Genomic DNA, 19654 nt, shown 5'->3' with positions numbered 1-19654 from the left:
CCGAGCTCTTCGGCCACGAGAAGGGCTCGTTCACCGGGGCCGTGGCCAGAAAGCGCGGCCGGTTCGAGATGGCCCACGGCGGCACCATCTTCCTGGACGAGATCGGCGAGCTGTCGCCGGAACTCCAGGTGAAGCTCCTGCGCGTGCTCCAGGAGCGCAAGTTCGAGCGCGTGGGCGGGTCCGAGCCCGTGGAGGTGGACATCCGCATCCTGGCCGCCACCAACCGCAACCTGGCCGAGGCCGTCTCCGCCGGCACGTTCCGCGAGGACCTCTACTACCGCCTCAACGTGGTCCACATCCAGACGCCGCCGCTTCGCGAACGCCGCGAGGACATCCCGATACTCGCCGCCCACTTCCTGGAGCGCTACGCCAAGGAGAACGGCAAGACCTTCAAGGGCTTCTCCCCCGAGGCCATGGAGTACCTGACGGCCTACGAATGGCCGGGCAACGTGCGCCAGCTGCAAAACGTGGTGGAGCGCTGCGTGGTGCTGGCCGGCAGCGACGTCATCGTGGTCGAGGACCTACCGAGCGAGATCCGCGACGAGGAGAGCCAGTACAAGTCCGCCGTGGACTTGCTGCCGCTCACCATCAACCTCGGCGAGACCCTGGAGAAGATCGAGGCGGCGCTGATACGCCGGGCGCTGGCCCGGGCCAACCTCGTCCAGGTCAAGGCGGCGGAGATGCTCGGCATTTCCAAGAGCCTGCTCCAATACAAGCTCAAGAAGTACAAGCTGACCGGGCACTAGCCGTCCGCGGCGATGGCCGTCCCTTTTCCCGGCCGGCCTATTTCCCGGCCTCGTCCACGACCACCCGGTCGCGGCCCGAAGCCTTGGCGGCATAGAGGGCTTTGTCCGCCCGGGCCAGCATGTCCTCCAGGGCGCTTTCGCCGTATTCCACGCGCTTCCGGGCCTCGGCCACGCCGATGCTGCACGTCAGGGGCACGAATATGCCGTCGACGGGACACGGGCGTTCGGCCAGGCTGGCCCGGATGCGCTCGGCCAGGGCCGTTGCCTGGCCGGAGTCGGCCCCGGTCAACAGCACCGCGAACTCCTCCCCGCCGTACCGGGCCGCCAGGTCGGATTTGCGCACGCATCGGGCGAGCACCCGGGCCAGGTGGGCCAGAGCCCGGTCCCCGGCGGCGTGACCGAAGGCGTCGTTGACGTTCTTGAAATAGTCCACGTCGAGCATCAGGCAGGAGCAGGGGCGGTTGGCCCGCAGCGAAGCCTCGAGCAGCTTGAGTCCCCCCGAGAACAGGAACCGGCGGTTGTAGAGCCCGGTCAGGGCGTCCTCCACGCTGATGCGCTCGACCTCGTCGATATGGGCGCGCATCTCGCCGGCCATCTGGCAGAAGGCGTCGTGCAGCTCGCCGATCTCCGTCGGCGCGTTCTTGGGGAAATCCGCCGGGCAGCTCTCCCGGTAGCGCGTGGCCCGAAGGGTCCGGGCATAACCGGCCAGGGAGACGAGCGGCTCTTCCAGGTTCCGCGACAGCCGCCGCACCAGGGGCGCGACCATCATGAACGTGGCCGCCGCCGCCAAAAGCAGCCACAGGGTCTGCTCCCGGTAGCGGGTCAGCACGTCCGAGACCGGGACTTCGCTCGCCAGCCGCCAGCCGTCGCGGCCCACGGGCACGGCCGCTGCCAGCCGCGCCGGGCCGTCGCCGGCGCGCAGCACCGCGCCCCGCTCGCCCGCGCCGAGCACATCCCGGGCGGCCATGGCCTCGCCCGGCCCGCCCCCGGCGGCCACGGCCGAGGACGGGGCCAGGATGCGCCCCTCCCCGTCGCAGAGCAGCACGCCCCCGCCGGGTTGGACCTTGGCTTCCAACAGCCACTGGTCCAGGCTTTCCAGCCGCACGATCAAGGCCACCGCGCCGCCGAACCCGCCGTCCGGCCGGGTCACGGGAACGGTGAAGAGGCAGATGGGCTTGCCCGACGACCGCCCCTGGGCCAGGGAAGTCAGGGAAGCCCGACCGGCCTTGGCTTCCTGGAAATACTGGCGGTCGCCGACGTAAATGCCCGGCGTGGCGAGCAATGGGGCGACCATGGCGCCTTCAGGGGAAACGTAGGCCACGTCCGATACGAAACGATGCGTGTTATGATAGGCTGCGAAAAGCGACTGCATCGCCTGGACATCCCCGCGCTTGACGACGTCCGTTTCGGCAATGAACCATGCATTCTCGAAGCGTTCATTGATCCATGAACGCATGACGCTGCATTCATGCTCCAGACTGGACACTAACTGTCCCAACGAATTCCCCAAGACCTGCTGCCGCTCAAACAGAAAAAAGAATAATGTCGCCAGGAGAAAAGGGAGCGTCGTCAACAGCACCGTGTAGAGGCGCAGCTTGCCACGGAGGGTCTTGAGGCCCAAGAACCGCATGAGTCTGATCGGCATATCCGGGTTTCTCGCGGACTGTAGGCGCAAACACCCCGGCCTGGCCGCTCTGTGATTTTGCTTTCAGGGGTAACGTAAACCGCTGACCGTGACAACGTGAACTTCGCATCGCCGCAAGAGACGCGGACGGCCTGCCGGCATGCCTCTCGCCGGCACCCCCCCTGGTTCCGGGCAACCGTCGCGGCTTCAGGACGCGTCCGAGCCCCTCGCGCCTTCCCGTCCCGCTTCTTCGAGCATGACCCGGTCGCGTCCTGCGGCCTTGGCCGCATAGAGCGCCTTGTCCGCCCGGGCCAGCAGGTCCCTGAGTTGGACCTCCCCGTCCGTAGCGCCCGGGCGCGCCCCGGATACGCCGATGCTCACGGTCACGGGGAGCAGGACGCCCCCCAAACGGCAGGGGTTCTCGGCCACGGCGCGGCGGATGCGCTCGGCCAGCTCCAGGGCCCGGGACGCATCGGCGTCCGGGGCGAGCACCACGAATTCCTCGCCGCCATAGCGCGCCGTCAGGTCCGATTTGCGCGCGCACCCGGCCACGACCTGGGCCAGATGCCGCAGCGCCAGGTCCCCGGCGGTATGGCCGTGGGTGTCGTTGACGTTCTTGAAATGGTCGAGGTCCAGCATCAGACAGGCGCAGGGACGGCCCGTGCGTCGGGCCTTTTCCAGGAGCTTGGCCCCGGCGGCCAGCAGAAACCTCCGGTTGTGCAGGCCCGTGAGCACGTCCTGGAGGCTCGCCCGCTCGGCCTCGTCGATATGGCCGCGCACCCGGGCGGCCATATCGCGAAAGGCCTGGAAAAGGACGCGCAGCTCCCTGGGCGCATGCGCCGGCGGCAGGAGCGGGCAGGCATCGGCGTATCCCGTCTCGCGAAGCGCCAGGACGTACGCCGTCAACTGCTCCAGGGGCCTTTCCAGGTTGCGGCAGAAACGCAGCACCACCGGCGTCAACAGGATGATGGCGCAAAGCGTTCCCAGCCCCACCCACATGGCCTGGCGGCGATAGCCGGCCAGGACTTCGGACACGGGGCGATACAGGATCAACCGCCAGCCCTCTCGCCCCACGGCGACGGATGCGCCGAGCATCTCCTTGCCCGCGTCGTCGGTGAAAAGCTCTCCGGCTTGGGACAGCCCGAGCAGGCGGGAGGAAGCCTTGGCCGGCGTCGCCGCGCCGGCGGCGGCGATGGCCCTGGCGGGCGCGAGGATGCGACCCTCGGCGTCGCACAGGATCACGCCCTCCCCGGGAGCGGCGGTGATCTCCCGCACCCAGGCGTCGAGGCTGTCGAGGGGCACGGACATGAACACCACCCCGCCGAAGCCGCCGTCCTTTCCGCTCACCGGGGAGGAGAAAATGCACAGAGGCTTGCCGGAGACGCGGCCGACGATCCCGGTGACCAGGGCGGCGCGGCCGGCCTGGGCCTCCTGGAAATACTGCCGGTCGCCGCCGTACACGCCGGGCTTGGCCAGCGTGTCCACGACCGTGTACCCTTGGGCGTTCAGGCATACGACCGCGGAAACGAGGGCATGGGTCTCGACGTAATTGCGGAACGTGTTCTCTATGGCTTCGGCGTCGCCGCGCCGTACCGAATCGAGCCTGGACAGGTACTTCGTGTCCGCGACGTGCCCGTCGATCCAGGCTTGCACGGTCTGGCGATCCTGCTGCAGCAGGTCGGCCAGTTGCGCCCTTTCGGCTTCGAGCAACTGGCCGCGCTGGAACAGCGCGAAAAAGAAAGCCGCCATGGCCAGGGGCAGGGAAACCAGAAGCAGGGCGAAGAAACGGATGCGCCCGCGCAGGCTGTCCAGACCGAAAAGATGTCCTGTCCGCATAGATGGTTAGGCAAAATATGCTAGCAGTCTCGTTGCGCTGGATTCGCAGCTGCCGCATTATCCTACCGCAAAGCAGTGGCGACGACAATATTCGGGCCTTCCGCCCTCCTTGCGCAAATCCCGGTTTTGGCCCATGACGGTCGTGCCCGCCATGTCCGCTCCCGAGAAGACTTCCGCCGGGACTCCGGCCCCCCCAGACGTTTCCAGCCCCGGCGCGACCGGGACCGGCGGCGTGGCCGATTACGTCTCCGCCCTGGTCGCCTCCGAGCGCCTGGGCCGGCAGGTCGTGCACCACCGCGTGCTGCCGGCCGTGCCGGCCGTCTATGCCGACCCGACCCGACCCTTCCCCCGCCATTTGGCCGAACTGCTGGCCTCGCGCGGCATCGCCCGCCTCTATTCCCACCAGGCCCAGGCCACGGACCTGGCCCGGGCCGGTCGCCACGTGGCCGTGGCCACGCCCACGGCCAGCGGCAAGACCATGACCTACCTGCTGCCCGTGCTGGAGGAGATCGCCAGAAATCCCGACTCCCGGGCCATCTTCCTTTTTCCGCTCAAAGCCCTGGCCCAAGACCAGCTCAAGGCCATCGAGGAACTGACCGCCGCCCTGCCGGCCTCGAGCCGCCCCAGGGCCGCCATCTACGACGGCGACACCAGCCCGCACTTCCGGCGCAAGATCCGCGAGAACCCGCCGCAGATCCTCATCACCAACCCCGAGATGCTCCACTTGGCCCTTTTGCCCGGCCACGAATCCTGGAGCACGCTCTTCGCCGGGCTCTCCCATGTGGTGGTGGACGAGATGCACACCTACCGGGGGGTCATGGGCTCGCACATGGCCCACGTCTTCCGGCGGCTCGGCCGGGTCTGCGGCCGCTACGGCGCGCGCCCGGCCTTCATCTTCTGCTCGGCCACCATCGGCAACCCGGGCGAGCTGGCCGAAAGCCTGGCCGGCTTCCCCGTGACCACGGTCACGGCCTCGGGCGCGCCGGCCGCGCCGCGCCATTTTCTTTTCCTCAACCCCGAGCAGTCGGCCTCGACCACCGCCGTCATGCTCCTGGCCGCCGCCCTCAAACGGGAACTGCGCACCATCGTCTACACCCAGTCGCGCAAGATGACGGAGCTGATAAGCCTCTGGATCGCCGAGCGGGCCGGCCCCTACGCCAGCCGCGTGTCGGCCTACCGCTCGGGCTTTTTGGCCGAGGAACGCCGGGCCATCGAGGCGGACATGGCCTCGGGCAAGCTCCTCGGCGTGGTTTCCACCTCGGCCCTGGAGCTCGGCATCGACATCGGCGGCCTGGACCTCTGCATCCTGTGCGGCTACCCGGGCTCGGTCATGTCGGCCTGGCAGCGCGGCGGCCGCGTCGGCCGAGCCGGGCGCGAATCGGCCGTGGTGCTCGTGGCCGGCGAGGACGCCCTGGACCAGTACTTCATGCGCCACCCGGCCGACTTCTTCGACCGCCCGCCGGAATCGGCCGTGATCAACCCGGAAAACCCGGTCATCGCCGCCCGCCACCTGGAATGCGCCGCCGCGGAGCTGCCCCTTGCCGACGACGAGCCGTTTCTCGCCCCGCCGGCCCTGCGCCGGGAAGAGGCCCGGCTCGAGGAGACGGGCCTGCTCCTTCGCGACAAGGACGGCCGGCGCGTGTTCGCGGCCAGAAAGCGCCCCCACCGCGACGTCAACCTGCGCGGCTCGGGCGGCCAGTTCTCCATCGAGACGGCCGAGGGCGGCGTCATCGGCCAGATCGACGAGATGCGCGCCTACCGCGAGACCCACCCCGGCGCGGTCTACATCCACCGAGGCATATCCTACCTGGTCGAACGCCTGGACATCCCGGAGCGGCGCGTGCGCGTGGTCCCGGCCAAGGCCGATTACCACACCCGGGCGCGCGGCCAGAAGACCACCGAGATCCTGGAGGTCCTCGGCCAGGCGTCCGTGTCCGGCGTGCCGGTCTTCCTCGGCCGGCTCAAGGTCACGGAGACGGTCACCGGCTACGAGCGCCGGGCCAATCGGGGCGGGCAGCTGCTCTCCATCGTGCCGCTGGACCTGCCGCCCATGGTCTTCGAAACCGAGGGCCTGTGGTGGGTCATCCCGCAGGAGGTCCAAAACGAGCTCGACCGGCGGCTTTTCCACTTCATGGGCGCCATCCACGCCATGGAGCACGCCATGATCGGCATCCTGCCCCTGCTCGTGCTCACGGACAGAAACGACCTGGGCGGCATCTCCACGCCCCTGCACCCACAGGTGGGCCGGGCCTGCGTGTTCGTCTACGACGGCGCGCCCGGGGGCGTGGGGCTCTCGCGCCTGGCCTTTTCCAAGGCCGAAGAGGCCCTTTCCCGGACGCTGGCCGCCGTGGCCGGCTGCCCGTGCGAGACGGGCTGCCCTTCCTGCGTCCATTCCCCCAAATGCGGCTCGGGCAATCGCCCCATCGACAAGATCGCCTGCCGCTTCCTCCTGGAGACCCTCGTGTCCGGAAAATTTCCCGAACAGGGCGACTGCCGCCCGGAATGCGCCCCGGCTTCCCCCGCTTCCGAAACGGGCTCCGCCCAGCCCACCGCCCCGGCCAAGGCTGCGCCGCCGGCCCGCTTCGGCGTCCTCGACGTGGAGACGCGCCGGGCCGCGGCCGAGGTCGGCGGCTGGGGCAACGCCCACAAGATGGGCGTGTCCGTGGCCGTGCTCTACGACTCGGGCCTGGACGACTTCCTGGTCTACCGCCAGGAGGAGCTGCCCGTCCTCTACGAGGCCCTGGCGCGCCTCGACCTCGTCGTGGGCTTCAACATCAACCGCTTCGACTACAAGGTGCTTTCCGGCGCGTCGCCCTGCGACCTCCACCGCCTGCCCACCCTGGACATCCTGGAGAAGGTCCACGCCCGCCTGGGCTACCGCCTGTCCCTGGACGGGCTGGCCAAGGCCACCCTCGGCACGCCCAAGTCCGCCTCGGGCCTCGACGCCCTGGCCTGGTGGAAGGAAGGCAAAATGGACGAGATCATCGCCTACTGCCGCCAGGACGTGGCCGTCACCCGCGACCTCTACCTCTTCGGCCGCGACAACGGCTACCTGCTCTTCAGCAACAAGGCCGGCAAGACCGTGCGGTTGCCGGTGGAGTGGGCGTAGGGAAAGGGAAGGGGAAGAGGAAGAGGGAAGAGGCCTCCGGCGGCCAGGAGGGGGTGACCCCCTCCTGGACCTCCCCGATGGGGGGAGGAGGGGATGAAGACGGCTTTTTCGTGGGCGGGAAAGTGTGGTAGCAGGGGGAAATGCAAGTGCGAATCCGGGGAGGACGTCCGTGCTGCGCATAGAGCGCCTGGCCAAATCCTACGCCGGCCATAACGGGGCCGCCTCGGCCTGCGCCCTGGCCGAGGTGAGCTTTTCCGTGCCGCGCGGCGGCTTCGTATCGCTGCTCGGGCCGTCGGGCTGCGGCAAGTCCACGCTGCTGCAATGCGTGTGCGGCCTGCTCGCCCCGAGCCACGGCCGGGTGCTCCTGGACGACCGGGAGGTCACCGGCCCGCCGCCGGAAATGGCGCTCATCTTCCAGAACGCCTCGGCGTCGCTTTTTCCCTGGATGACCGTGGCCGGCAACATCCGCTTCGTGCTGCGCCGCAAGCCCGGCTCGAAAAAGGACAAGGAGGCCGTAGCCGCCAAGGCCCTGGCCGACGTGGGGCTGGCCGCCTTCGCCGGGCACTACCCCTGGCAGCTTTCCGGCGGCATGCAGCAGCGCGCCGCCCTGGCCCGGGGCCTGGCCTACGGCGCGGACGTGCTGCTCCTGGACGAGCCCTTCGCCTCGGTGGACGCGCAGACCCGCGAGGAGCTGGAAGACCTGCTCGCCGGCGTGGCCGCGTCCCAGGCCAAGACCGTGCTCTTCGTCACCCACGACATCGACGAGGCCGTCTACCTCTCCGACGCCGTGACCGTGCTGACCCCGGCCCCGGCCCGGGTCGCGGCCGTGATCCCCGTGGACCTGCCCCGGCCCCGCGACCAGGTCGCCGCCCGCGAGGACCGGCGCTTCCTCGACGCCCGAAAAACCATCCACGCCCTGCTGCGCCATTGACGGCGCGCCGGACCCCGATACCCCATGACGCCGCGCAAACCCCTCGCCCAAAGCCCCGCCTTCCTGGCGACGCTGGCCGCCGTCGGCCTCGCGCCGTTTTTCTATTTCACCCTGACGCGCTACATCGACCTGGACTTCTGGTACGACGAGCTGACCACGCTTTTGCTCTACGCCTGCGTGCCGCTCAAAAAGACCGTCACGGACTACAGCTTCCCCAACAACCACGTCTTCTCCAACATCGCAAACAACCTTTTCCTGCGCCTCGTCGGCCTGCACGACGTGGGGGACGTCGTGCAGGCCCCCTGGGCCGCGCGGGCGCTCATGCTCCTGTACGCCTGCCTGTTCCTGCTCCTGCTGTTCCTCGTGGCCAGGCGGCTGTGGGGCGGGCTTTACGGCGTCTTTTGCGCCGTGACGGCCGGCACGACCATCCCCTTCTACAACTTCGCCACCCAGGTGCGCGGCTACGTCCTGTCCATGACGCTCCTGGCGGCGGCGCTGTGGTGCCTGACGGGCTACGCCGCCAGGCGCAGGGCCGCCTCCCTGCTGGGCTTGACCCTGTCCGGGGCGCTGCTCCTCTATACGATCCCGGTCAACCTCTACGCGCTCTTCGCCCTGGGCCTCTACTGCGGCGGGCGGGCCTTGGGCGCGTACATCCGCCGCGCCCCGGACCGGGCGGTCTGGCGCAACGCCGCCCTGGCCCTGTGCCTGTCCGTGGCCCTGGCCTGCCTGTTCTACGCCCCGGTGCTCCACGAGGTGCTCGGCAACCGCTTCGTGACCTCCCAGGGGCTTTTCGCAACGGCCACCCTGACCGAGACCGCGCCCCGGATGCTGGGCTTTCTCCTGTCCGAACGGCTCTACCTGCTGCCCGTCGTCGCGGCGGGACTCGGGCTGGCCCTTTTCTCGCCGCGCTTGCGGCCGCCTTTCCTGGGGCTTTTCCTGGTCCTGGTGGCCACGCCGTTTCTGTTGAGCTTCGCGCGCGGCGACGCGGTCATGTACCGGCTCTACGTCAACCTCGTCGGGCCCTTCGCCCTGCTGGTCACGGCCTGCCTGCGGGCCGTGTGCGGCCTCGACGCCCTGAAGCGCCGCGAGGCCGGGGTCGTGGGCCTGCTCACGGCGGCCATGGCCCTGTCCTTCGTCTTCGCCGTGCGCGGCCTGGAAAGAACCTGGGCCGCGGACATCGCCGACGGGACGCGCAACATGGACACCTACGACAACTGGCACCAGGCCTTTTACGGTACGCGCGACGTCGTGGCCCTGCTGCGGGCCGGGGGTCTGGCCGGGAGCGCGCCGGTCAGCGTCATGAAGCGCGACGTCGACGAGCTTTCCATGCCCTGGCGCCTGGAGCGCGCCGGCATCGCCCATACGGTGTGCGAGGACGACGCCTGCCTGCGCTTCGGCCCGGACGGCCGGGCGCTTGTGGTCACGGGCTTTCCGGCCGTGGCCCAGGCACGCCTGGGTCGGGCCTTCCCCGGCCTGTCCTGCCGCCTGCTGACTCCCACACCCCGCTTCCACAACGTCCTCGAATGCGCCCTCCCCCAACCACTCCCGCAACCATGAAACCACCATCATGCGCCCCCTCCCCTCCCCCCCCTCCAGGGGGTCCGGGGGGGATGATCCCCCCCGGTGGGGAAGTCCAGAAGGGGCAACGCCCCTTTTGGCCCCCCGGTGGGGAGGGCCAGGAGGGGCGACGCCCCTCCTGGCCGCCGGAGGCCCTCCTCGGCTACCTCCTGCTCGCCGTCCTGCTCGCCGCCTGGGAGGCGGCGGCGCGGATGGGCGCGCTGCCGGCGGACCTGCTGCCGCCGGCCTCGGCCGTGCTGGGGGAGTTGTGGCGGCTGGCCGTTTCCGGGGAACTATGGCGACAGGGGGGCGCGACCCTGGGTCGGTCCCTGGCCGGGTTCGCCGCGGGCGGACTTCTGGGCTCGGCCCTCGGGTTTTGCTGCGGGGCGTTTCCCCGCTTCGGCCGGGCCTGCCGGGTGACGGTGGAATTCCTGCGGCCCATGCCGTCGGTGGCCCTGGTCCCCATCGGCATCCTGTTTCTGGGCCTGGGTTTCGGCCTGTGCGTGGCCGTGGCCGGCTTCGCCTGCGCCTGGCCGGCCTATGTGGCCGCCCTGGCCGGGGCCGGCGCGGCCGGGCCGCAGCTTCGCGACACGGCCCGGGTCTACGGGCTTTCCCCGGGCGAGACGCTTTTTTTCGTGCGCCTGCCCGCGGCCGCGCCCCAGGTCCTTTCCGGGTTGCGGGTGGCGTTGGCCGTGGCCGTGGCCGTGACCGTGACCACGGAGATGGCCGCCTCGCCGAACGGCCTGGGCTCGTTCATCCTGGAATCGTCCCTGGCCAGGCGGCCCGAGGCCATGTACGCGGGCATCGCGGCCGTGGGCCTGCTCGGCTGGGGCCTGGGCGCGGGGTTCACGGTCCTGCGGGACCGGGCGCTGGGCTGGATGCCGCGCGGGGGGAGGCGGTAGGATGCTCGGGAGATGTTCCGGCATCGTGGTGTTTCTGGCCCTGGCCGGGACCTGGGAGGCGGCGTCGCGCCTGGGTGTCGTCTCGGCGCTCTATTTCCCGCCGGTGACGGTCATCGCCGCCACCTTCGGCAAGCTCGCCGCTTCCGGGCTCCTGCCGGCGCAGGTGGGGCTGACCCTGGCCCGAGCCCTGGCCGGGCTGGCGCTGGCCGCCTTGTGCGCCGTGCCACTCGGGCTTTGCATGGGCGTCTCGCGCCGCTTCCGCGGCCTGCTTTCGCCTCTGGTCGAGGTGCTGCGGCCCGTGCCGCCGCCGGCGATCATCCCGGCGGCGATGCTCTTTCTCGGCATCGGCGACGGCATGAAGGTGTTCGTGGTCTTTTTCGCCTGCTTCTTCCCCATCCTCATCGGCGCGGCCGACGGGGCGCGGGCGGTCGCGCCCGGGTTTCGCCTGACGGCCGCCGCCTACGGCGTGTCGCGCCCGGACGCGCTTTTGCGCGTGATCCTGCCGGCAGCCGGTCCGAGCGTGGCCGCCGGGCTGCGCACGGCCGTGCCCATGGGCCTCATCGTGGCCGTGCTGTCCGAGATGATCGGCGCGACGAACGGCATCGGCCACTACATCCTGCGCATGCAGCGTACCTTCGCCATTCCGGAGATGTATGCCGGCGTGGCCGCCCTGGGGCTGGCCGGCCTGTGCTGCAACGCCGCCGCCCAGTGGGGGCTTGGCCGGCTGACGCGCTGGTCCGGCGGCGACCGGCCCGGGGATTGAGCGCGGCCCGGTTGCCGCATTGGCATCAGGCGGCGGATGGTGCATAAAAGGCTCAGGAACCGCCCCCAACCCCCAGGAGAGCCCATGATCCGCCTCGTACCCGCCCTGTGCGCCCTGCTGCTCGTCCTTTGCGCTGCCCCGTCAGGGGCGCAGTCGCCCACGCCCCTGACGGTGGGCTACATCCCCGTGGGCGACTGCCTGCAGTTCTACGTGGCCGAGGCCGAAGGCTATTTCGCGGCCGAGGGGCTGGCCGTGACGGGCCTGGCCATGAAGGGCGGCGCGGTCATCGCGCCGGCCGTGGAAGGCGGGCAGCTCGCCGTCGGCTGGTCCAACGCCGTGTCCGTCATCCTGGCCCACGCGCGCGGCTTCGACTTCGTCTTCCTGGCTCCCGGGGCCGAGGGCGCGACCGGCACCAACGACGTCCACGCCCTGCTCGTGCCGGCCGGCTCGGCCGTGGCCTCGGTCAGGGACCTCTCCGGCAAGACCGTGGCCATCAACACGCTCGGCAACATCAACGAGGCGGCCATGCGCGCCCTGGCCGAACAGGCCGGCCTGTCCCCGGACGCCTTCCGGCTCGTGGAGGTGCCCTTCCCGGACATGGCCGCCGCCCTGGCCAAGGGTTCGGCCGACGCGGCCCTGGCCATCGAGCCCTTCGTCACGGATGCCGTCACTCGCGCCACGGCGCGCATCCTCGACCCCTCGCCCCACGCCGCCTTCGGCAGCCCGTACCTGATCGGCGGCTGGTTCGCCAAGAAAACCTGGATCGCCGCCCATCCCGGGGAAGCGGCCGCCTTCGTCCGGGCCATGGCCAAGGCTTCGGCATTCATCGCCGCCCAACCGGACAAGGCCCGGGAGCTTTTGGCCGCGCGCACGAAGCTCTCCCCGGAGCTGGCCTCCCGCATCGCCCTGCCGCGCTTTCCCGAAACCCTGGCCCCGTCCGCCCTGCAAGGGGTCATCGACGTCACGGCCCGCTTCGGCCTGCTGCCAAAGCCCTTCCCGGCCGCGGAGATCCTGGCCGCGCCCGCACCGTAGCCGCGCCAGACCCGCAGCCGCGCCGGCCCCGGCCGCCGCGCATGGTCGCCGTCCGCGCGCATTGACGCGCGGCGCAAGGGCCTTATTTTTCCAATTCGGGGAAACCTTGTTCCGGCCGTGACGGCATCCGGCCGCCTGCGGCAACGAGGGGCGCGCTTCCCGTGTCAGGTGGCCGATGGCGGCTTGGGGCAGAACGATATTCGAAAGGACCAACGAAACTCCGGACATAAGACGTTTTCCAGAAACAGCGACTTGCCAATTCCGGCGAAACTTCGTGTCCGTACCGACGTTGCTTCTCCATCTTCCTTGTGGGAATAATTTACAATTTCCGCAAGAGCTGGTCATTTTTTATTTTCTGCTTTACGGTGCCCCATTTTGTCACTATGAAAAAACCCCCCTCTAATCGATACCGTTATTCGGAGTAGACCATGTGCCGTTTATTCGCTCTCAGCAGCCGGGACCCCGTGTCCCCCATGCGCGCCATCGAGGCGCTCAACGTCATGAAGGAAGGCCACGACGGCTCCGGCGTCGGCCTGTTCCTGCATGATCTGGGCGGCCCCTTCGGCGACATGAAGGGCGCGCCGATCCTTTCCGGGATCTTCACCGACGAAGGCCTCAAGCGCCTGGACGCCTTCATGGACGAACGGGGATTCGTGACCAAGGCCACCCTGGTCCTGGACCCCAAGACGCCGACCCCGGTCGGGACGCCCGTGCGCGGCACCTACATGGCCCGGGCCTACGAGATCCCGGCCGACCTCAAGGCCGCCTCCAAGGCCGAACGTGAGATGACGTACATGAGCATCCGCGTGACCCTGCGCCTTTTGGGCGAGGAACGCGACGACATCCGGGTGTTCTCCTTCTGGCCCGACACCATCATGGTCAAGGAGGTCGGCGACCCCATGACCGTGGCCGAATACCTCGGCCTCGACCGCCCCGAGCTCTACGCCCGGCGCATCCTGTCCCAGGGACGGCAGAACACCAACTACGCCATCAATCTCTACGCCTGCCATCCGTTTTTTCTCCAGGGCGTATGCACCATGACCAACGGCGAGAACACGGCGTTCATTCCCATCAAGGAATACCTGCTCTCGCGCGGGTTCAAAGGCTACATGGGCTACCAGTCCGACTCGGAAGTCTTCGCCCACATCATGCATTTCACGCGCAACCGCCTGGGCCTGGGCGTCGAGTACTACAAGCACGTCATCACGCCGCTGTCCGACGCCGAGATGGAAGGGCACCCCGATCGGGCCATGCTCGCCCGCATCAAGCAGACCTGCCGCAAGCTCATCATCGACGGCCCCAACTGCGTCATCGGCTGCCTGCCCGAGGGCGACATGTTCATGGTCCATGACCGCAAGAAGCTCCGTCCGGGAGTGGTCGGCGGCCATGACGGCATCTTCGCGTTCTCCTCGGAAATCTGCGGCCTGGACGCGGCCATCCCGGACCGCGACCCCCACACCGACGTGCAGCCCATGCACCTGGACACCGTCATCGTGCGCCCCGAATGCCAAGAGGTCACCGTATGCAATCAACTGCAGTCATTACCCCGTCCACACTAAGCGTCGTCGATCTCCCCTGGCAGATCGAGTGGAACAAGGACACCTGCACCCTGTGCGGGCGCTGTACGTCCGTGTGCCCGGTGAACGCCATCGAGCTCGGGGTCTTCCGCAAGCGCACCGTCGAGGCGACCATCGCCCTGCAGAAAAAGCCCACCAACAGCTATTCCATTTATTACGGCATCCGCCAACGCACTGATCCGGCCTACCGCTGCATCGGCTGCGGCATGTGCAACATGGTCTGCCCCAATAACGCCATCGCCCCCAGGCTGCGCCCCGAAGCCACCACGCTCAAGTTCCACAACAACCGCGGCGGTTCGGCCCGCACCCGCGGCGGCCGGCGAAACGACACCGGCAGCCTGCTCGACCAGATCAAGTTCATCCGCATCTCCATGCTCACGGACCCGGCGCTGGACGCCGGCCGCCACGAGTTCGAGCTGCGCACGCTCCTTGGCCGCATCCAGCCGCCCGAGGAAGGCCTGGCCGCCCTGCGCGACAATGCCTGGGTGCCGGCCGTGCGCGAGATCTATCCGCTGATGATCGGCTCCATGTCCTTCGGCGCGCTTTCCCCCAACATGTGGGAAGGGCTGGTCATGGGCGTGACGTACTTAAACGAGGAACTGCACATGCCCGTGCGTATGTGCACGGGCGAGGGCGGCTGCCCGCCGCGCCTTTTGCGCTCGCGCTTCCTCAAGTACATGGTGCTCCAGATCGCCTCGGGCTACTTCGGCTGGGACGAGATCATCAAGGCTCTGCCGGACATGAAGGAAGACCCCTGCGCCATCGAGATCAAGTACGGCCAGGGGGCCAAGCCCGGCGACGGCGGGCTTCTCATGTGGTACAAGGTCAACAAGCTCATCGCCGCCATCCGCGGCGTGCCGCAAGGCGTCTCCCTGCCGAGCCCGCCCACCCACCAGACCAAGTACTCCATCGAGGAGGCCGTGGCCAAGATGATCCAGTCCATGTCCATGGCCTGGGGATTCCGCGTCCCGGTCTACCCGAAGATCTCCGGCACCACCTCGTCCACGGCGGTGCTCAATAACCTCGTGCGCAACCCCTACGCGGCCGGCCTGGCCATCGACGGCGAGGACGGCGGCACGGGCGCGGCCTACAACGTGTCCATGAACCACATGGGCCACCCCATCGCCACCAACCTGCGCGACTGCTACGAAAACCTGTGCATCGCCGGCAAGCAGAACGAGATTCCGCTCATCGCCGGTGGCGGCATCGGCAAGAACGGCAACCTGGCCGCCAACGCCGCCGCGCTCATCATGCTCGGGGCCAGCGCCGTGCAGTCCGGCAAGTACATCATGCAGGCCGCCGCCGGCTGCCTGGGCTCGGAACACGACCGCTGCAACGTGTGCAACATCGGCGTGTGCCCCAAGGGCATCACCTCCCAGGATCCGCGCGTGTACCGCCGGCTGGATCCGGAGCTCGTGGCCGAACGTCTGGTGGACGTGTTTTTGTCCTTCGACACGGAACTGCGCAAGATCGTCGCGCCCCTTGGCCGCTCCACCTCGCTGCCCATCGGCATGTCCGACGCTCTGGGCATCGGGGACTACCACGCGGCCGAGCGGCTCAAGATCAAGTACGTGGTCTAACGACAAGACAGCCATCCACCGCACAGAAGGCAGCAATCGACATGGAACAGCAATCCGTCATCATACACGGCATGGAAAACGGCCACCGGGTCGATTCGCGCATCCTGGAGGAACGCATCCAGCGGGCCGTCACCCAGGGCGCGCGCGACCTGACCGTCGAGGCCTTCGGCCAGCACGGCATCGGCGGCCGCCTCTTCGTCTCCCGCACCGAACCCGTGAGCGTGCGCATCACCGGCTCCCCGGGCCAGCGCGCCGGCTCCATGGGCTTCCCGGGCACGAAGATCGTCATCGACGCCCCGACCTCGGACGACATCGGCTGGCTCAACGCCGGGGCCGAGATCGTCGTGCGCGGCAACGCCGGCAACGGCGCGGGCAACGCCATGGCCCAGGGCAGGATCTCCATCGGCGGCAACATCGGGTCGCGCGGCATGACCATGACCAAGCGCAACCCCAAGTACGACGCCCCGGAAATGTGGATCCTCGGGTCGACGGGCGACTACTTCGCCGAATTCATGGCCGGCGGCACGGCCGTGGTCTGCGGCTTCGAGCCGCAAAACCCGGACAACGTCCTCGGCTACCGGCCCTGCGTCGGCATGGTCGGCGGCCAGATCTTCTTCCGCGGCCCCTACCAGGGCTTTTCCATGGCCGACGCCAAGCTCGTGCCCGTGGACGACGCGGCCTACGCCTGGCTGACCGAGAACCTGCGCGCCTTTCTCGACCGCATCGGCCGGCCCGAGCTTTTCGACGCCCTGTCCAGGCGCGACGACTGGCAGTGCATCGCCGCCCGCAGCCCCTACGAGAAGACCGGCAAGAAGCGCCGGGCCATAAGCGAATTCCGCGCCAACGTCTGGGACGCGGAGCTCGGCCGGGGAGGCCTTATCGGCGACCTCGACGACAGCGACCGCTCGCCCATCGGGCTCATCGTCAACGGCGAGCTGCGCCGGTTCGTGCCGGTCTGGGAAAACAAGAAATACCTGTCGCCCTGCCAGGCCAGCTGCCCCACCGGCATCCCGGTGCAGCAGCGCTGGCAGCTCGTGCGCGACGGGCTCATGGACGAAGCCATGGACCTGGCGCTGGCCTACACGCCCTTCCCGGCCACGGTCTGCGGCTACCTGTGCCCCAACCTGTGCATGCAGGGCTGCACCCGCGCCGTTTCCAACCTGGTGCCGCTGGACACGGCGCTGCTTGGCAAGGCCAACGCCAAATCCGGCCGCATGCCCAAATTGCCGCCCCTGTCCGGCAAGCGCGTGGCCGTCATCGGCGGCGGCCCGGCCGGCATGTCCGTGGCCTGGCAGCTGCGCCTGGCCGGCCACGAGGCCGTCATCTACGACCTCGAGGAGAAGCTCGGCGGCAAGATCACGGCCGCCATCCCCTCCTCGCGCATTCCGAAAGACGTCCTGGACGCCGAGATCGCCCGCGCCCAGGAGATCCTGCCCCACGTGCGCCTGCCCAAGGCCCTGGGCAAGGACGAGTTCGGCCAGATCGTCACGGACCACGACTTCACGGTCCTGGCCGTGGGGGCCAACAAGCCCCGGGTGCTGCCCGTTCCGGGCAAGGAACTGGCCGTGCCGGCCCTGACCTTCCTCAAGGCGGCCAAGAAGAACGCGGCCAAGGTCGGCAAGACCGTGGTCATCATCGGCGCGGGCAACGTGGGCTGCGACGTGGCCACCGAGGCCGCCCGCCTGGGGGCCGAGTCCATCACGCTCATCGACATCCAGACCCCGGCCTCCTTCGGCAAGGAACGCAAGGACGCCGAGGCCGTGGGCGCGATCTTCAAGTGGCCCTGCTTCACCAAGGAGATCACGGCCGAGGGCGTCACCCTCCAGTCCGGCGAGAAGCTGCCGGCGGACACGGTCATCCTGTCCGTGGGCGACGTGCCGGACCTGGAATTCCTGGACGACACCATCGCCACCGAGCGCGGCCACGTGAAGGTGAGCGAGATCTACCAGACCACCAATCCCAAGGTTTTCGCCATCGGCGACATCGTGAAGCCCGGGCTGCTCACCCAAGCCATCGGCATGGGTCGCGACGCGGCCCAGGCCATCGAGGACATCTTCGCGGGCAAGCGTCCCTGCGAGGACACCCGCAAGATGATCGACTACAAGCGGGCCAAGCTCGAATACTTCGACCCGCGCATCATGGAATTCAACGATCTCGATTCCTGCGCCAGCCAGTGCTCGTCCTGCGGCGCCTGCCGCGACTGCGGCCTGTGCGAGACGATCTGCCCCACGGGCGCGATCTCCCGCAAGGCCCGCGACGGCAAGGAGTTCGAGATGGTCTCCGACCCGGACAAGTGCATCGGCTGCGGCTTCTGCGCCAACGCCTGCCCCTGCGGCGTCTGGAGCCTGGTGGAGAACACGCCGCTCGTGTAATTGTGGGGGAGGATGCCTTCGGCGACCAGGAGGGGCGCGCCCCTCCTGGACCTCCCTTGAGGGAAGAGAAAACCAGGCCGTCTCGTAGGAGGCGGCCCGGTTTGTTATATTGTTACGATCAGTACACAATCACTCTGAGAATCTATCCATACTCACATTATCCCAATATTCCTTTGCGAATAGCACAACAGCATGCGCGGCCTGGAGCACCGCCTGTGGCGGATAGTGTGTAAATCCTTCACCATATCGAATTTGATTTGGATATTTAGACACGCCCTCGGCACCGGAATCAATGATTCTCCCGACCGTCGACTCAGCTCCGTCATATTTAACAGCGCATGATCTAACGTGAGAAGCAGGGATTCTTCTCCCAAATTCTATTGTTATCCAGCATCTGCCAACAAACTTCAGCAGCTCTGGCAAATCATGACCGCATTCTCGAATCTTGCCAATTTTGAATCCGGCTCGCTCAAGTATCGACTTTAGAGATATTTCTATTGACAATAAACTTAGATACAATACTACTCTCAACGTTTCGAAATCCAACTCATTTTTTTCAAGAGCTCCCATTGACACATCAACCAATTTACTTGAAAAATCTATATCATACTCTGCCATAACACAAGACTCCCGAGACAAGGCCACATAGATTGTGTTTGATTTATCCACCTTATCCTGACTCTTAAAAATGCCCCAGCACCAGCCGCGTCGCCGCCGCCAGCACGTCCTTGCGCGGCGGGGCGTCCTTTCGCGGCTGCGTGAAATAGACCGCCAGCACCATCGGATAGCCCTTTGGCGGCCAGAGCACGGCCACGTCGTTGGTCGTGCCGAAGTCGCCGCTGCCGGTCTTGTCGCCGACGGTCCAGCCGGGCGGGACGCCGGCGCGGATGCTGGCATTGCCCGTGGTGTTGCCCTTGAGCCAGGCGACGAGCTTTTCCTGTTGCGGCTGCGGCAGCCCGTCGCCGAGAACGAGCCTTTCAACGGTGCGCGCCATGGCCTCGGGCGTGGTGGTGTCGCGGGGATCGCCCGGCACGGCCGTGTTGAGTTCCGGCTCGCGGCGGTCCAGGCGGAAGGCCTTGTCGCCAAGGCCCCGGGCGTAGGCCGTGAGCGCCGCCGGCCCGCCGAGGCCGTTCAGGAGCAGGTTGGCGGCGGTGTTGTCGCTGTACTCGATCGCGGCGGCGCACAGCTCCTCCACGGTCATGCCCCAAGGCAGGCGCTCGCGGGTCACGGGGGCCCAGGCGAGGAGGTCGGCCTCCCCATACGTCACGCGGCGCGAGAGCGTCTCCGGCGCGGCCACGCTCCGTCGCAGCACGGCGGCGGCCAGCATCAGCTTGAAGGTGCTGCACAGGGGAAACCGCTCGTCCCCGCGATAGGCGAAACGCCGACCCGTGGCCGGATCGAGCAAGGCCAGGCCGAGCCGGCCGCCGGATTGCCGCTCCAGGTCCGCCAGGCCCCGGCGCAGGGCCGCTTCCCCTGCCTGCCCAGCCCGGGCCGGCAGAGCCGCGCCCCAAACGCATACCGCCAGCAGAACCGGCAAGACACCCAGCAACATCGCTTTTCCGCGCACTTGTTTCCCCCCGTTGCAACGAAGCGGCGGGACGAGCCTGCAAAGCCTCGTCCCGCCG

At 68.2% G+C, this 19654-nt stretch carries 14 protein-coding genes; 10 read left to right on the top strand and 4 right to left on the bottom strand.

Going from position 1 to position 19654, the window contains the following annotated elements; translation table 11 throughout:
* Positions 1 to 746: sigma-54 dependent transcriptional regulator (locus Q1K70_RS20160; protein WP_300163839.1), on the top strand; the 746-nt coding region annotated here is incomplete at its 5' end.
* A 37-nt stretch (positions 747 to 783) separates the two neighbouring features.
* Here Q1K70_RS20160 and Q1K70_RS20155 read toward each other — a convergent pair.
* Positions 784 to 2202 (bottom strand): sensor domain-containing diguanylate cyclase, encoded by a 1419-nt coding sequence (locus tag Q1K70_RS20155; RefSeq protein WP_300163836.1) that lies wholly within the window; start codon positions 2200 to 2202, stop codon positions 784 to 786.
* A gap of 375 nt (positions 2203 to 2577) precedes the next feature.
* Entirely contained in the window at positions 2578 to 4206 is a 1629-nt protein-coding gene (locus tag Q1K70_RS20150) for a sensor domain-containing diguanylate cyclase (protein WP_300163833.1), read from the bottom strand.
* A 133-nt stretch (positions 4207 to 4339) separates the two neighbouring features.
* On the opposite strand from Q1K70_RS20150, the gene Q1K70_RS20145 reads away from it, so the two are divergent.
* The 9 genes from Q1K70_RS20145 to Q1K70_RS20105 all read left to right on the top strand — a co-directional run bounded on the left by Q1K70_RS20145 (position 4340) and on the right by Q1K70_RS20105 (position 18029).
* Positions 4340 to 7315, top strand: coding sequence for a DEAD/DEAH box helicase (locus Q1K70_RS20145; protein ID WP_300163830.1), 2976 nt, complete (start codon positions 4340 to 4342; stop codon positions 7313 to 7315).
* 169 nt (positions 7316 to 7484) lie between these two features.
* Positions 7485 to 8246 (top strand): ABC transporter ATP-binding protein, encoded by a 762-nt coding sequence (locus Q1K70_RS20140; protein WP_300163827.1) that lies wholly within the window; start codon positions 7485 to 7487, stop codon positions 8244 to 8246.
* 24 nt (positions 8247 to 8270) lie between these two features.
* A complete protein-coding gene (locus tag Q1K70_RS20135; protein WP_300163824.1) occupies positions 8271 to 9803 on the top strand; it encodes a hypothetical protein in 1533 nt (510 codons plus the stop codon).
* A 53-nt stretch (positions 9804 to 9856) separates the two neighbouring features.
* Positions 9857 to 10705: an ABC transporter permease subunit gene (locus Q1K70_RS20130; RefSeq protein WP_300163821.1), complete on the top strand. Its 849-nt coding sequence runs from the start codon at positions 9857 to 9859 to the stop codon at positions 10703 to 10705.
* A gap of 1 nt (position 10706) precedes the next feature.
* Positions 10707 to 11468 (top strand): ABC transporter permease subunit, encoded by a 762-nt coding sequence (locus Q1K70_RS20125; protein WP_300163818.1) that lies wholly within the window; start codon positions 10707 to 10709, stop codon positions 11466 to 11468.
* A gap of 84 nt (positions 11469 to 11552) precedes the next feature.
* Complete coding sequence (locus Q1K70_RS20120) at positions 11553 to 12500, top strand: ABC transporter substrate-binding protein (protein WP_300163815.1); 948 nt, start codon at positions 11553 to 11555, stop codon at positions 12498 to 12500.
* 428 nt (positions 12501 to 12928) lie between these two features.
* Positions 12929 to 14059, top strand: coding sequence for a glutamate synthase (locus Q1K70_RS20115; protein WP_300163811.1), 1131 nt, complete (start codon positions 12929 to 12931; stop codon positions 14057 to 14059).
* Complete coding sequence (locus tag Q1K70_RS20110; RefSeq protein WP_300163808.1) at positions 14023 to 15657, top strand: glutamate synthase-related protein; 1635 nt, start codon at positions 14023 to 14025, stop codon at positions 15655 to 15657. Before Q1K70_RS20115 ends, Q1K70_RS20110 begins: the two co-directional genes overlap by 37 nt.
* Before the next feature lie 41 nt (positions 15658 to 15698).
* Positions 15699 to 18029, top strand: a complete 2331-nt coding sequence (locus Q1K70_RS20105; protein ID WP_300163805.1) for an FAD-dependent oxidoreductase — start codon at positions 15699 to 15701, stop codon at positions 18027 to 18029.
* 129 nt (positions 18030 to 18158) lie between these two features.
* Here the strand turns inward: Q1K70_RS20105 and Q1K70_RS20100 are convergent, their stop codons facing one another.
* Both Q1K70_RS20100 and bla read right to left on the bottom strand, forming a co-directional pair.
* Positions 18159 to 18647, bottom strand: coding sequence for a hypothetical protein (locus Q1K70_RS20100; RefSeq protein WP_300163802.1), 489 nt, complete (start codon positions 18645 to 18647; stop codon positions 18159 to 18161).
* 64 nt (positions 18648 to 18711) lie between these two features.
* Positions 18712 to 19581: a class A beta-lactamase gene (gene bla, locus Q1K70_RS20095; RefSeq protein WP_300163799.1), complete on the bottom strand. Its 870-nt coding sequence runs from the start codon at positions 19579 to 19581 to the stop codon at positions 18712 to 18714.
* Positions 19582 to 19654: the final 73 nt, after the last annotated feature.

The sequence above is a fragment of the Solidesulfovibrio sp. genome, from assembly GCF_029978005.1.
Classification (GTDB): Bacteria; Desulfobacterota; Desulfovibrionia; order Desulfovibrionales; family Desulfovibrionaceae; genus Solidesulfovibrio.
Note: the sequence above shows the minus strand (reverse complement) of the source record. Positions and strands in the feature narration are given on the sequence as shown.

Excerpts from the sequence above, each read along its gene's own strand:
- Q1K70_RS20150 (WP_300163833.1), bottom strand. The coding sequence starts at position 4,206 with ATGCGGACAGGACATCTTTTCGGTCTGGACAGCCTGCGCGGGCGCATC.
- Q1K70_RS20125 (WP_300163818.1), top strand. The coding sequence starts at position 10,707 with ATGCTCGGGAGATGTTCCGGCATCGTGGTGTTTCTGGCCCTGGCCGGG.
- Q1K70_RS20115 (WP_300163811.1), top strand. The coding sequence starts at position 12,929 with ATGTGCCGTTTATTCGCTCTCAGCAGCCGGGACCCCGTGTCCCCCATG.
- Q1K70_RS20100 (WP_300163802.1), bottom strand. The coding sequence starts at position 18,647 with ATGGCAGAGTATGATATAGATTTTTCAAGTAAATTGGTTGATGTGTCA.
- Q1K70_RS20145 (WP_300163830.1), top strand. The coding sequence starts at position 4,340 with ATGACGGTCGTGCCCGCCATGTCCGCTCCCGAGAAGACTTCCGCCGGG.
- Q1K70_RS20135 (WP_300163824.1), top strand. The coding sequence starts at position 8,271 with ATGACGCCGCGCAAACCCCTCGCCCAAAGCCCCGCCTTCCTGGCGACG.
- Q1K70_RS20110 (WP_300163808.1), top strand. The coding sequence starts at position 14,023 with ATGCAATCAACTGCAGTCATTACCCCGTCCACACTAAGCGTCGTCGAT.
- Q1K70_RS20120 (WP_300163815.1), top strand. The coding sequence starts at position 11,553 with ATGATCCGCCTCGTACCCGCCCTGTGCGCCCTGCTGCTCGTCCTTTGC.
- Q1K70_RS20105 (WP_300163805.1), top strand. The coding sequence starts at position 15,699 with ATGGAACAGCAATCCGTCATCATACACGGCATGGAAAACGGCCACCGG.
- bla (WP_300163799.1), bottom strand. The coding sequence starts at position 19,581 with ATGTTGCTGGGTGTCTTGCCGGTTCTGCTGGCGGTATGCGTTTGGGGC.
- Q1K70_RS20155 (WP_300163836.1), bottom strand. The coding sequence starts at position 2,202 with ATGCGTTCATGGATCAATGAACGCTTCGAGAATGCATGGTTCATTGCC.
- Q1K70_RS20130 (WP_300163821.1), top strand. The coding sequence starts at position 9,857 with ATGATCCCCCCCGGTGGGGAAGTCCAGAAGGGGCAACGCCCCTTTTGG.